Below are 13102 nucleotides of genomic sequence, written 5' to 3'. Positions count from 1 at the left end.
GGCGTCTTACTCCCGGGCCGGATCGAAACCCGCCTTTTCCCACAGGGGAGCGGCCTCGGAAGAGCGGAGCCAGCGCCAGAACTCCGCGGTGACGTTCGTGGCAGTATTCTTCACGAGTCCTCCGAAATAGCGCGCAGGAGGCGAGGAAACCCGCACGAATCCACCACCCAGCTCCTGTGCCGTCCCCAAGGCGACGAAAGCCAAGTCAGCCCCTCCACTCTTTACCGCCAGAGCTGTTTTCAGGATATCCCCGGCGATGACGAGCCGTTTCTCCTGCTCCAGAACCTGGAACATTCCCTTGCGGATAAGCCATTCCTTCGCCAGTTCTCCCAGGGGGGCCGCCGCCGGATCCGCGATGGCCACCTTCATCGTGGATTCTTTCAGCATCTCCACTGTCGGTGCACTTTCTTTGCCCCACCAGAGTACCAGGGGCGATTCCGCGTAGGGGTGGACGTCCGTGAGCACCCCCTTCGACTCGAGGTGCCGCGCCCATTTCTCGTTGGCGCTGAGGAAGAGAGTGAAGGGTGCTCCCGCTTCGATCTGGGCGGCGAGTTTTCCCGAGGCTCCGTTGACGAGTGTAAGGCGATTTCCCGTGGTGGAGGAAAATTGTTCGGCGAGTTTTTCCATCGTCGGTCCCAGGCTTGCTGCCACCGCCACGGATTCTTCCGCAGCGACGGACATGGAAGCGCACAGAGAAAGGCCGAGGCAAAGAACGAGAATCTGGACAAGACGCTGAGTTCGTAGGTACCGCATAAAAATCCCCTCCTTCGAATATGCAATCTTGTTGCATTTCATGCAGTATAACAGTGTCGGAGATGTTTTTCCATTCTGTCCATCCGGTCGAATTCGGCCAAAAAGGCCGGCAGCTTCTTTTCGAAGGCCGGAGCCATGGAGTAGACCCTGAAGAGGGTTTTTTCGGAAGGAACGATGTCCTGTGATGCGATGTGCTACAATGCTTGATGGAGGAAGAGGCAATCAGGCGATCTGGAAAGGAGGCCGGGGGAGATGAGAGGAACTGGAAGAATGTTGCTTTTGTGCGCAATGGTATTGGGGGTGGTGTTGTGGCTCTGTGAGGGAGCGGGCACGGCCGGGGCGTCTCAGGCAGTGCTTGAGGGGCGTGTGACGGATTCCTTCCGTGCTCCGGTTGCGGGAGTGCAGGTCCATGTATGGGACGGACGGGCGACGCACACGGCCGTTACCAATGCCGAAGGGATGTTTTCCCTGGTGGGATTGACCACGGACCGGGATCTCTCGGTACGCTGGGTGCGCAAGGGGCAGCGGGATGTCCGCCTCGACGGGGTGCGTCTTCGGAAAGAGGGTGCCACGGTTCTGAGTCTTTCCTACGGGGAAACTCGCGTTGGCGGAGACGTGGTGGTGCGTCTCGCCTCGAATCCCTCGACAGGGTACGGGTGGACCGTGTTTCAATCCAGTGATCCAAAGGTGGCGGTTCTCTCGGGGAGCCTTTTCGAACCGCCCGGTGATCCTTCCAATCGGGGACGTGCGGGGGCCTCGGGATCTGCGCTCTGGATTTTTCATGCCGTCGGCAAGGGAACGAGCACGATGGTCTTCCGTTACGCACGTTCCTGGGAGGACCTTCCCCCCCTTCGGACGCACGTCTACGCGCTCACCGTGAAATAGGAAAGGGAGGTGTTCTTTTCAGGGCAAACGTCTTCTTTTCCTGTAAATCCGTGGAAAAGTGAAGAGGCAAACTTTAAAGAAGGATCCTGTCGTGTTTCTCCGGGCTGAGGACGTTAGGACGTCATTGCGGCAGGGAAGAGAGGTGGTCTGAAGAAGGAGAGGGCATCGTGTGAAACGGAACGTTTCCTGTTCTGCGCACTCCTCGCGGATGTTGCCGAGGGTACTCCGACAACGATTGCTCTTGTGGAGCGGGAGTTTCTCCGCGTGGTGCCGATCGCCGGTCATCCGGAAACGAGTGGCCGAGGTGAAGAAGGAAAGAAAGTGTTGTCCATGTCTGCCTGTGTAAAACACGATGTGCCCCTGTTCTTATTCTTCTGGGGGTTCTGATTCTTGCCTTTGTCACTCCGGTTTTTGCGGATGTGGGCAGGGTTGCTCCGCTGAATCCCGACTATCTCGCGTACCGACAGCAGGTGGCCGCCGGTGCCTTGCTGAAGACCCGGACGGAAAGCGGCCATCCCCTCGGATATCGCCCGGCGCCGACCGATCTTTCCCATATCGATCCCTCGACCATTGTGTTTCCAGGGTTGCACGAGAAGGTCACCCCCGACGCCTACGATTTGCGCACCTACGGCTACGTCACGGCGGTGCGGGATCAGAACCCCTACGGCACGTGCTGGGCTTTCGGAACAATGGCGTCTCTGGAGTCCACGTTCAAAAAGGCCACGGGGGACGTGGAGGATTTCTCCGAGTGGCATCTTGCCTATTTCGTGTACCAGGACGAGAGTTTGTCCAAGCCGTCTTTCACGCAGGATGTCGTCGAGGCTGGTAAAGATCCGATTTTTGACCAAGGAGGCAATGTGTGGCAGGCCACGGCACTCCTCGCCCGATGGTCCGGCGCGGTGGACGAGGCGGACCGCCCCTATCAGAACGTCAAACCTTGGCCTGATGCCAGCCGACCCTTGGCGACGGACCCCGTGGCGAAGCATCTGGAGCATGTGTATTACCTCGGTGCCGCCTTCAATGCGGCGACGGTGAAAGGCGCCATCCTCGCCTACGGTGCCGTGGCCGTCCGCATCCTCTGGGACGACGCGGCATTCAACAGCGCGACCAACGCGTACTATAATGCCACCTCGACCGGAGGCGGACACATCGTCACCATCGTGGGCTGGGACGATGCCTACGCGGCGACGAACTTCGGCACCGATCCCGGCTCCAACGGTGCGTGGATCGTGAAGAACAGCTGGGGCACGAGCTGGGGTGCGTCGGGGTACTTCTACCTTTCGTATGCGGAGCCCACTCTGGGGTACCCTGCGGTCTTTGTCGGCGCGGACAAGACGAATTTCGACAGGATCTACGATTATGACCCATTGGGCCGGGTCACGGGATATGGATATACCAGCGAGACGGGCTGGTTCGCCAATGTCTTCACCTCTCATGGTGTTGTGCTGGGAGCCTCGGCGGCGACCCAGGAGGTGTTGAAGGCCGTGGCCTTCTATGCCATGGCGGCGAATGCAACATTCCGCATCGAGATCTGGACCGGTGGCATTGCGGGAAATCCCATGAGCGGAACGCGGCAACTGGTGCACACGGGAACGCTCCAAGTCCCCGGATATCACACGGTGAGACTTCCCCAGGACGTGGTGCTCCCTGTGGGGACGCGCTTCGCCGTGGTGGTGGAGCTGACCACGCCGGGGTATACTTTCCCCATCCCCATCGAGAACCCCGAGGTCGACTACAGTGACAAGGCGTCGGCTCTGGCGGACCAGAGCTACGTCAGCGCTGCGGGAACGACCTGGACCGACATGACGACGGCCATGGCGAACACGAACGTCTGTCTCAAGGCCTTCACGACGTTCGAGGATGTGCCGGTCACGCCGACGGTGACGGGAACCATCACGCCTACTCTTTCTCCCACTCATGGGGGAGGTGGCGGTGGCGGCGGATGTGACATGGGCATGGCCCCGGGCTTGGTGCTGCTTCTTCTTCCGGTGGCGCTGTTCCTGAAAAAATGATCCGGTGGGAGTTGTGCGAGGAAGCTTCTCAGGAGTTTCTTTTCCTGGAGGTCATTGGAATTTTCGAAGTGCTCCGTGGAACAGAAAGAACGCCGGTCTCAAAGGACCGGCGTTCTTCTGTGGATGGTCGATTTTCGCAAGGCACGCTGTTACGGATGGCAGAGCCGGAAAAGGTTTTCTCTGCCTCGGGAACAAGAGCGCGCTCGTAGCTTCCGGTTCAGTTCACCGTTTCAAGGATCGACTGGCGGAGCTGGAGGTGCTGTTGCAATGCCTCGATGAGCTGTTTGTTGGCCTCGGCGTCCCTGGTGAAGATGTCGCTGTGGCGATTCAGCTGTTCGGAGACAGCTTTCATGTTTCCTGCGAGAACGTCAACGCCGGTCCGGATGGACTCGAATTCCTTCGCCACGGCAGCGGTCTCCCCACGGAGTTGTTCCACCGTGCCGAGTCCCTGTTCGGCAGCGGCAAGGCGTCCACTCAGGCCGGAGAGTTCCGCCTGGTAGGATGCGACCGTACCACCAAGGGTTTCGAGAAGGGCTTTCTGGCTTGCCACGGTCTGTTCCAGCCCTCGGGCGTTCCACCACACCCACCCGAGGCCGATGCCGAGGACGAGTGCCACCGCAAGAACCGTCATCTCCAGGTTGTTGATGCGCCGCATCAGGGAATCCGTGTCGCTTCGGGAAGATGTCTCCATTTCGACGGTGCTCTCTTCGGTCACCTGCTTCGCCGTGTTGCCCTCGAATTCGTACACGTCGGACATGCCTTACCCCTCCTGTCGTGATATGGAGAAAAGATTCCGTGTCATCACCATGATGACGAAAAAACCGCCAGAATGCTCCGGGGATCGTGCGGGAGAAACTCCCTGATCGCTACCGGTGCAAATCTTTTTTCAATTTTACCACGAAGAGGCGCCGGGGTGGAGCGAATCCGACGGAAGAAGCTTCTGTTCCGGATGCATTCGGGGACATCAGCGCTCGCCTTTTGCGGCGAGGACGATGCCGCAGCCGATAAGGGCCATTCCGGCGAGCCGGATGACGGTGATTTTCTCACCGAGGAGCAGATAGGCCAGGATCGTGCTGCCGATGGGCTCTCCGAGAAGCGCCACGGCCACGAACCCTGCGGAGAGCCATCGGAGCGCCCAGTTGTAGCTGGAATGTCCCAGGATTTGCGGGATGATCGCCATGGCGAGGAACATCCACCAGGTGGTGGAGGAAAATCCCGTGACGGGGGTGCCGGAAACGAGGACGACAAGGGCGAGGAAAATCGCTGCCGTGCCGTAGCAGAGAAAGACGTAGGAGAGAAGGGAGAGTTTGGGGCGGACGATGCGGCCGAAGAGAAAATAGCCTGCGGCGGAGATCGCTCCGCAGATGGCGAGAAAATCACCCAGAAGTGCCTTGCCTCCGAGGGCAAAATCCCCCCATCCCACCACGGCGCCTCCCGCAACGCTCGCGGCGATGCCCATTTTGGTCAGGGTGGAAAGTCTCTCTCCCGTCACGAAGGGAGAGAGCAGGCCTACCCAGAGAGGGATGGTGTTCACGAGAACGACGCTGCTCGCCACGGTGGTGAAGGCGAGGGAGGAAATCCACGTGGCGAAATGGAGAGCGAGAAAAAATCCCGCGCCGATGACCCGGTACAAATCCCTTCTGGAAAGAGCGGCCATTTCCTTGCGTCGGGTCGCAAGGGCGAAGGGAAGCAGAATCAGGGAGGCCAGGCCTGCCCGGTACGCGGCGATGGCCAGGGAGGGCGCATCGGCGAGGCGGGCGAAGATGGCTCCCGTGGAGATGGCACAGATGCCGAAAAAGAGCGGTATGTAGGGTGAAATGCGGGGGCGATCGGTGTTCATGAACGCAGCTCCTTTTTCGTTCAGTCTCTGGTTTTCGTAATTGAGAGTGCTCAGTTCGTCATGGCCTGCACGGGAGCGGGAATGCGACCCCCGCGACTGATGAAGAGTAGGGACTCCTCTTTGTGCACGGGAATGACGGGAGCGCTGCCGAGCAGGCCGCCGAACTCCATCCGGTCTCCCACGGAAGCTCCGGGGACGGGAATGATCCGCACCGCCGTGGTCTTGCGGTTGATCATGCCGATGACGGCTTCGTCGGCGATGATGGCGCTCAGTGTGGATGCGGGAGTGTCACCGGGGACGGCGATGCGATTTCCTCCCTAAATTCGGTGCATGAACCGAAAGGCATCCTCGTGCTGGATTGTCGTTGCCTGCATGCCCAGGTCGCTTCCCCTCACTTCGAGAAGCTCCTTGAGTTCCGAAAAGGCGCCGCGCTATGCGCCCAGATCGACCACGGTGATCATGCTGAAAAAGCCTCCGATGATGGCTTGGCTGATGTCCAGAATGTTCGCATTCCGTTCGGCCACAACAGCGCCGATTCCTGCGATGATCCCTACTCGGTCCTTTCCGAGAACGGTAATGACGGCATGTTCCTGCCGTTGTTCCATAAGCGGATCCTCCCCTTTGGATGTGGGGCGCGGTATTTCGCTCAAGGAAGCTCTGAAGAAAGATCTTTGGCTTTTCCTTGACTCGGGTCGCGTCAAGCTCTGCGAGGCGCCCTGCGGGGCTGACGTAGCCTTATTCAGAGATTTCATAGTTCTTTTGCTTTTATGGCAGCATTGAAAAAAGTCAGGATTTATATGGCCCGTGGGGATCCCTGGTGCCCTTTCCCGTGGGAAGGTGGCCTCCTCGGCGCGTTTCCCAGCGATGGCTCGAAGGATCACGGAGAAGTGGGAAGATTCTCCGGAAAATGCGACAGGGGGGCCCGTAGGCCTCCCCTGGTGATATTCTTGCGCAAAAAGCTGTTACTGCTGTTTGGGTGTCGCAAGCTGGCGGATCAGCTCGTCACGATTCCGGAGTTCGTTCTGGAGGAGTTGGACCAGTTCTTTCGAAGCGCCGGGATCGAGGGGTGGGGTAGATTGCAGTTGCACCACCGCTTCCTTGACGCTCTTGATTTCCCCTGCAAGGGCGGCATCGTTTCGGGCAGTCATTCGCATGGACTTTTCCAGTTCTCCCAGACGGGCTGTGATCTTGGAGATGTCTTGTGCGTTCTGTTCCGCCACAGCGGCGCTCTTTTCCAGCATGCTCATTACGTTCCGCAGATCGCTCCGGAAGCTGTCAAGCCGGGAAAGGGTGGCGACGAGCACTGCCAGGGCGAGGACAATCACAAAGCCGACGACGAAACCGTGCTTCATTTTCTTCTCCATGGAAGATGCTCCCCCTTCCCCTTCTCGGGACAGAATCGTGCCTGTGTCTCCGTGTCCTTCGCAACTCTCCGGGACCGTTTCCCAAGGGAGGGGCTCAGTGCATGTTTCCCGCACGGAAGCCGCCGCCTCTTCCTCTTCGGAGGAGGGGCATGTCGCTTTCGTCTCTTCCCCGGGGTTGTCGTCCACATGGCGCGGATCAAGGGGCGGAATTTCACATGCCTCGGGGTTGTCCTCGCACATGCAGGGATCCTCTTCGGAGGATGGTTCCGGAGATTCGGGGAAGGCCGTTTGTGCCGGAGGCTGCATGGGCTTCCACCATGTATCAGGATCGATGGGCGCTCCCGTCGTGCGGGTCTCGAATTCCGGTGCGAGAATTTCTTCCACCGCAGGGGGGAGTTCTTCCGCACTGTTTTCGAGGACGTGCCATGTCTCAGGCAGGAGCAGTTCGTGGAGACCAAGCGGTGTGCAGTATTCAAGGTTCTTTACCGACCACACCTTGCTGTTCTCCGTGTCGTCGGCAACCTTGTCGTTGCTTTTCGTCAAAACGGCACGAGCCATGACATACGTCTGTTCGAGGAACCCGTAGAAGTAGTAAATCGTTTGCCCCTTTGCGGCTCCCTCGAAATCCTGAGGCAGTATTGCAATTTTGTTCTCCAGGCATGCCTTCAGTTTCTCCGGGGCGCCGCTGATATGGACGTAAATCGCCACACCCATCCCTCCCTTTTCGTTCGGTGTAGCGCAATTGTACCACACGCGAGGGGGGGCTTGGTTCCTTTTTCCGTTCTGCTATGGAGTTCGGTGGTCGTTTTGTCCGTGAGGCTTGCGGGAGTTCTTTTCGCAAAAATTGTGCTACGGTAAAAAGGAGGAGGAGGATCTTTGGCCCGTATGGGAAGATGCCGGGAGGGAATTCCATGGCTGGGAACAAGCGGGAGGAATTCGCGCTTTACTCTCAACCTCAGGTGGAGGTGGTGACGGGACGCCTCATCGGACTTGAAGCGCTTTTGCGTTGGCGGAATGGGATCGGTCGTCAATAGCGGACACCAAAACATGTAAGCAGCCTACTGCTCTTTGAAAAATTGTTTCTCATAGGCGGCAGGGGAGAGAGAACCAAGTCTCTTCTGCCGTCGCTGCCGATTGTAAAAGATTTCGATGTACGTCGTGATCTGCCGTATAGCTTCCTGCCGGGTTTCGTAACGGCGATGATGAACGAGTTCGTTTTTCAGCACACCCCAAAAACTCTCAATGGGCGCGTTGTCATAGCAGTTCCTCCGGCGGCTCATCGATGCCCGCATTTTGAACTGGTCAAGGAGTTTTCGGTAGCCCGCGGCGCAGTACTGACTGCCACGGTCGGAATGATGAATCAAACCAGCCGCAGTCCTCTTGGCAGCGACAGCGCGAAACAGGGACTGGGTGACCAGATTCTTTGTCATGCGTTCTCCCATGGCGTAGCCCACAATCTCTCCGGTAAAAAGATCCTTGTGACCGGCAAGATATAACCAGCCCTCGGCTGTGGGGATGTAAGTGATATCCGTTACCCAGACTTGATTCGGGGCCTCCGTGACAAAGTTTTGTTCTATGGAATCTCTGAATAAGGCTGCGTCAGCCCCGCAGGGCGCCTCGCAGAGCTTGATGCAACCCGAGTCAAGGAAAAGCGCAAGGTCTTTATTCAGAGCTTCCCTATATTGATCGTCTGGCTAAAGCTCCGGATTCACCGCGAGAAGAATTTTCCCGAAATTTCTGTTGTGTTCCATGTACTCGTGGGCATCGGCCGCATCTTCCAGGGAGAAGACACAGTCTATCACGGGCCGTAGCTTTCCCTGGGCAAAAAAAGGCATCATTCGCCGGGAAAAGCGCGTGGAGAGTTCCATTTTCTGGTCTGTCGGGCGTGTCCGAAGCAGGGTTCCCTGGAGGCGCAATCGCTTCCGGAGGAGTGTCGGGAGGTGGATTTCTCCCAAGCCACCTCCAAGGTAGGCGATGCAGACGATGCGTCCTTCCACGGCCGCAGCGCGGAGGTTGCCTTCCATGTAGGTTTTTCCGACAACATCGAGAATCACGTTGACTCCTTCGTTCGAGGTTTCTTCAAGGACGACTGCGGCAAAGTCCTCCCGGTTGTAGTTGATGGCGCGATCGACACCGAGGGCGAGGGCTGCATCGGCTTTTTCGTCCGAGCCGAGAGTGACGAAGATCCGGGAAGCCCCGAGGACGCGGGCGATCTGCGTTGCTGCAGTCCCTACGCCGCTCCCGCCGGCATGAATGAGCACGGTCTCTCCGGTGGCAAGGGCGCCTTTGTCCTCCAGGGCGTCGAAGGCAGTGAGAAACACCTCGGGAATTGCCGCTGCCTCGGCGAGGGAAAGGTTGTTCGGGATGTCGAGAAGCATGAGGTGATGAACCGCCGCGTATTCGGCGTAGCCGCCACCGCCGAGAAGGCCGCACACCCGGTCTCCCCGTTTGCGGTTGGGAACCCGGGCACCGACTTCCTCGATGACCCCGGAGAACTCCAGCCCGGGGACTTCGGGGCCGTTTCCGGCGATGTCCGGCACGGGGTAGAGACCGCGTCGCTGGAGAATGTCCGCCCGGTTCAGGGCCGAATAGGCGATCCTCACGAGCACCTCCTCTGATTCTGGAACCGGGGTCCGTATTTCCTTGATCTGCAGTACCTCCGGATCTCCATGGTCTTGAAGGACAACTGCTCGCATGTTCTCCACCCCTTTTCGCACCGGTTTTGCGGTACGATTTTGCGGTACAATCAAACAAAGAGTAGACCTCGTGCCTTTCTTTACGGTGCTATCATAGTACGAAAAGATTGTTTTGTGCCATAATCCGAAAGAATCACCGGAACGGGACTTTTGGATTCCCTGTGCAAAAAATTCGTGACATGACAAGGGAGGAATGAAAATATGCTTTGTCGTTTGAATGCGTCGGAAGCGATTCGCCGCGAGGGGTTGCAGAAGGGGGCCGGTGGCGGCTGGTGCACCTATGCCATTTCTCCGGGAAGCGCCCGGGAGGGAAGTCATCTGAAAATGGTCGGACGCATTGCCCTTGATCCGGGTGCGGCCGTCGGAGGACATCCCCACGAAGTGGACGAGGAGGTCTACGTCGTCCTTTCGGGGGTTGGAGTCTATCTCGACGGTGACACCGAGTACGAGGTGGGGCCCGGCGATGTGACCGTGACGTTTCGGGGTGAACGGCACGGACTTCGGAATACGGGAACGGAGCCTCTGGTTTTCCTGGCTTTTATCGCAGGATAGGAGCCGGAGGAGTGCAGACAGTTCTGTTTTGCACGCCACTGTCTGGGACAAACGTTCTTTCGGAGGAAAGCAGATATTGCTGTCTGAAGCACTTTTCTTGTGGTTGAGGCTCCTCTGGTATTGGAATACATATGGACCGGCGAGGAGGTTCTCCCCTTGATCAGGAGGGGATCGGAATCCTCGCCGGTTTTTCGTGTGCAGGGAACACGGTGTTGCCCGCGCATTTTTCTGCGGAGGTGCGCATCCAGGTGGGCGGAACCATTTCCGTTCAGCCTGGGGGTTGGAAAATGTCCGGGTATGTGTGCATGTTTTGCGAACAGGGGATGACGTAATGTCCCCGTGTTCCGGCATGGATATCGGCACGATCACGAATGCGACGAATCGAAAAAGGAGTGGAAGACGTTTCATGGGCCAGTTGCTCGAATTGGCATTGCTCGTGCTTCTCGGAGGATGTGCGGGAATACTCAGTGGTTGTTTCGGCATAGGAGGGGCTTTCGTGATTACCCCCCTGCTCCATGGTCTTGGACACCCCATGACGTTTTCCGTCGGCATGGGCATTGCCTATACGTCGTGGACTTCGACGTTGGCGGGAGTTCGTTATCTCCGCGGCGGGAGTGCGTCGAAGGAGATGTTTTTCAAGGTTGTGCTGCCCATGGGGCTCTGCAGTTTCTTCACCACCGCCTACGCGAAGAATCTCGCTCTCGCTCTGGATACGGCAGGAAAGGCGGACGGAGTGATCCGCGTTGCCTACGTGATGCTTTTGATCCTGTCGGGAACTCTCGTGCTCCGAAAAAAGGCACTGCAGGAAGGGGAGCTTTCCGGGAACACGCTGCTGCGGCTTCCTCCGCTGTTTCGGATTCAGGATCTCGATGTCCCCGTTTCGGTATGGAACGTCCTCTTCGTGGGACTTCTGGTTGGATTTCTCCAGGGATTTCTCGGCATCGGGGGGGGATCGCTCATGGTGCCCCTTCTGGTGGCGCTCTGTGCTTTCGAGGCGCACCTGGCCGTGGCCGTAAGCCTCCTGGTGATCATGATCACCGCTCCCTACGGGGCCGCACTGTATTTTCTCGCCGGAAAGATTTCCGTCGTTCCCCTGATGGCGCTGGCAGCGGGTGCGTGGTTCGGTTCGGCTCTCGGTGTCCGGGTGAATCGAGTTCTCCCCGAAATGGTTCTTCGCAAGGCCCTGGCGGGCTTTTTCTATTGCGGTTCCCTTGCCGTGGCTCTGAAGGCGGTTGGATGGCACGTCCTCTCTCTGGTTCTTCTTCTGGGGTTGGCTGTCGGCGCCGCTGGGGGGCTTGTTTTTATGGGATTTTCCGGAGAAAAAAGGGAGAAAGAACTGATCAAACATGGCCAATAGAGCCTCCGTTGTCGCGATCGTTTTGCCGATGTCATCGGAGAGCGTTTCCTTGGGTTTGGAGAGCGATGTTCTGGTTTTCCCGAGTGTTTCGTGATTTTTTTCAAACAGCCACGAGGCTCCGGCTTGCCTCTGCTTTCCAAAGGTCGGTAAAGAGCTGAGCCCAAAGGCACGGGAAAGCTCCCTCCGGAGGTGGTGGTCCCAGAGTCTCCGTCCGCTGGTGCCTTGGAAAATTCCCCTGTATGCTACGTGGGACATCCCGCCGCAACGGAATCGTTTCTCCGTGTCGCGGCACGAGGAGGCGGCCGTCGTGCCCATGATCGTTCCTGTGGCCTTTCTTGAAAGTGGACTCGTTGTGGCGGAAACTCTCCTGGGATCTTCCGGGCAGCTTTTGCTTGCCAAAGGGACCATCCTCTCCGACCTCATCATCGACGCTTTGCGCCGGAGTTCCATTGAGTCAGTGAAGGTTCGTCTCCTCGACGAACTGGAACCGAGGGAAGAGGTGCTTCCTTCCATTCCGGCGGATCGGGAGGTGCAGGTCAAATCCCAGATTCGGGAACTCTTTACGCTTCTCCAGACGAGGCGTACCCTTCCTGTTGCGCTGCTGGACCGATTGAGTGCCTCGCTCCACGCAGTGGCGGACGCTCTTTTCTCCGACGGTGGAGTGCTCTTCTCGAACGTGAAACATCTTGCCAATCACGACGAATACACGTACGAGCATTCCTGGATGGTCATGGTACTCAGCCTTGCCCTGGCAAGAAAAGCCGTGGGCTACGGCGTGCTCTCTCTTCTGGACTGGCAGGACCGGGTCAACCTCGGCCTGGGCTCGATACTCCACGATGTGGGGAAGATGCGAGTCCCCGAGGAGATTCTCAACAAACCGGACGTGCTTTCGGTGGACGAAATGGAACTCATGCGCGGACATCCTCAGTGGGGGCTCGACATCGTGCGTCGCCATGAAAGAATCATGCCCATGGCCAGAGGGATCGTGGTGCATCATCACCAGCGATGGGACGGCAAAGGATACGGGCCCTCCAGCGGTGACCTTCTCTCCGGAGAGGCCATCCCCTGTCTCGTACGCCTCGTCTCCATCGCCGACGCTTATGATGCTCTCGTGTCCGACCGTCCCTACAGACCTGGTTTTCTGCCGTGGGAGGCCATGGAGATTCTCGAGCGTGCCGGTGGGAGCCACTTTGATCCTCACTTGGTGGGGCTGGTTCGCGATGTGGTTGAGGATTTTCCCGTAGGAGCTGTTCTTCTTCTTCGTTCCGGGGCGGTTGCGGTGGTTCAGACAGGACAGCGTGAAGGAGATGTGGTGGAGTGTGCCGTTCTGGGCTCACTTTCCGAAAGAACTCGGGCGCTTGTCGGGCAAGGGATCGGTGTGCCCAGGGACAACATTCTCTGCGGGGGGAATTCATTTCTTGGACTGGCGCGCCGTCTCGCGGCGAAACCGGAACTCCTTCGGGGCGTTCTCGCGGGAGAAGTGGCGAAGCTCACGTTTCTCGCTCCCTGGAGAGCGCTGGCGGAATCGCAATTGTCACCTCTTCTGGAGGGGAGGAATCGGGAGGTTGAGCAGCATGTCCCGAGCGAGCCTCCTCTCCGATCCCTCCGCGCTCTTTCCGGCGTGAGACAAGAGGAGTGAAAGA

14 protein-coding genes are annotated in these 13102 nt (G+C 58.3%); 6 read left to right on the top strand and 8 right to left on the bottom strand.

The window, feature by feature from the left end; genetic code table 11:
• Positions 1-6: 6 nt before the first annotated feature.
• Positions 7-753, bottom strand: coding sequence for a molybdate ABC transporter substrate-binding protein (gene modA / locus K349_RS0110145; RefSeq protein WP_029165698.1), 747 nt, complete (start codon positions 751-753; stop codon positions 7-9).
• Between the two features lie 252 nt (positions 754-1005).
• Here modA and K349_RS18090 point away from each other — a divergent pair, with 252 nt between their 5' ends.
• Together K349_RS18090 and K349_RS0110135 are read left to right on the top strand one after the other, a co-directional pair.
• Positions 1006-1638 (top strand): protease inhibitor I42 family protein, encoded by a 633-nt coding sequence (locus tag K349_RS18090; RefSeq protein WP_029165697.1) that lies wholly within the window; start codon positions 1006-1008, stop codon positions 1636-1638.
• 485 nt (positions 1639-2123) lie between these two features.
• Positions 2124-3650 carry a C1 family peptidase gene (locus K349_RS0110135; RefSeq protein ID WP_029165696.1) on the top strand — a complete coding sequence of 509 codons (1527 nt, stop codon included), beginning with the start codon at positions 2124-2126 and terminating at the stop codon, positions 3648-3650.
• A gap of 217 nt (positions 3651-3867) precedes the next feature.
• Here the strand turns inward: K349_RS0110135 and K349_RS0110130 are convergent, their stop codons facing one another.
• The 5 genes from K349_RS0110130 to K349_RS0110110 all read right to left on the bottom strand — a co-directional run bounded on the left by K349_RS0110130 (position 3868) and on the right by K349_RS0110110 (position 7562).
• Positions 3868-4407, bottom strand: a complete 540-nt coding sequence (locus tag K349_RS0110130; RefSeq protein WP_029165695.1) for a hypothetical protein — start codon at positions 4405-4407, stop codon at positions 3868-3870.
• A 207-nt stretch (positions 4408-4614) separates the two neighbouring features.
• Positions 4615-5490 (bottom strand): DMT family transporter, encoded by an 876-nt coding sequence (locus tag K349_RS0110125; protein WP_029165694.1) that lies wholly within the window; start codon positions 5488-5490, stop codon positions 4615-4617.
• A gap of 50 nt (positions 5491-5540) precedes the next feature.
• Entirely contained in the window at positions 5541-5795 is a 255-nt protein-coding gene (locus tag K349_RS19720; RefSeq protein WP_084460330.1) for a DUF711 family protein, read from the bottom strand.
• A 126-nt stretch (positions 5796-5921) separates the two neighbouring features.
• On the bottom strand, positions 5922-6095 hold the full coding sequence (locus tag K349_RS19515; RefSeq protein WP_211240355.1) for an ACT domain-containing protein: 174 nt from the start codon (positions 6093-6095) through the stop codon (positions 5922-5924).
• A 357-nt stretch (positions 6096-6452) separates the two neighbouring features.
• On the bottom strand, positions 6453-7562 hold the full coding sequence (locus tag K349_RS0110110) for a hypothetical protein (protein ID WP_029165692.1): 1110 nt from the start codon (positions 7560-7562) through the stop codon (positions 6453-6455).
• 203 nt (positions 7563-7765) lie between these two features.
• On the opposite strand from K349_RS0110110, the gene K349_RS19510 reads away from it, so the two are divergent.
• On the top strand, positions 7766-7888 hold the full coding sequence (locus K349_RS19510) for an EAL domain-containing protein (protein WP_211240354.1): 123 nt from the start codon (positions 7766-7768) through the stop codon (positions 7886-7888).
• Positions 7889-7912: 24 nt separating this feature from the next.
• On the opposite strand, the gene K349_RS0110100 is transcribed toward K349_RS19510, so the two are convergent.
• Together K349_RS0110100 and K349_RS0110095 are read right to left on the bottom strand one after the other, a co-directional pair.
• Positions 7913-8485 (bottom strand): IS3 family transposase, encoded by a 573-nt coding sequence (locus tag K349_RS0110100; protein WP_274703388.1) that lies wholly within the window; start codon positions 8483-8485, stop codon positions 7913-7915.
• 63 nt (positions 8486-8548) lie between these two features.
• Entirely contained in the window at positions 8549-9550 is a 1002-nt protein-coding gene (locus tag K349_RS0110095; RefSeq protein WP_029165690.1) for an NAD(P)H-quinone oxidoreductase, read from the bottom strand.
• Between the two features lie 201 nt (positions 9551-9751).
• Here K349_RS0110095 and K349_RS0110090 point away from each other — a divergent pair, with 201 nt between their 5' ends.
• From K349_RS0110090 to K349_RS0110075, 3 genes are all read left to right on the top strand, one after another.
• Positions 9752-10102: a cupin domain-containing protein gene (locus K349_RS0110090; RefSeq protein ID WP_029165689.1), complete on the top strand. Its 351-nt coding sequence runs from the start codon at positions 9752-9754 to the stop codon at positions 10100-10102.
• A 406-nt stretch (positions 10103-10508) separates the two neighbouring features.
• Positions 10509-11459 carry a sulfite exporter TauE/SafE family protein gene (locus tag K349_RS0110080; protein WP_169731338.1) on the top strand — a complete coding sequence of 317 codons (951 nt, stop codon included), beginning with the start codon at positions 10509-10511 and terminating at the stop codon, positions 11457-11459.
• Between the two features lie 313 nt (positions 11460-11772).
• Positions 11773-13098 (top strand): HD-GYP domain-containing protein, encoded by a 1326-nt coding sequence (locus K349_RS0110075; protein ID WP_245588039.1) that lies wholly within the window; start codon positions 11773-11775, stop codon positions 13096-13098.
• Positions 13099-13102 lie beyond the last annotated feature (4 nt).

It is taken from the genome of Aminiphilus circumscriptus DSM 16581, assembly GCF_000526375.1.
GTDB classification, from domain to species: domain Bacteria; phylum Synergistota; class Synergistia; order Synergistales; family Aminiphilaceae; genus Aminiphilus; species Aminiphilus circumscriptus.
The sequence above is the reverse complement of the archived record's forward strand: the minus strand, read 5'-3'. Positions and strand labels throughout refer to the sequence as shown.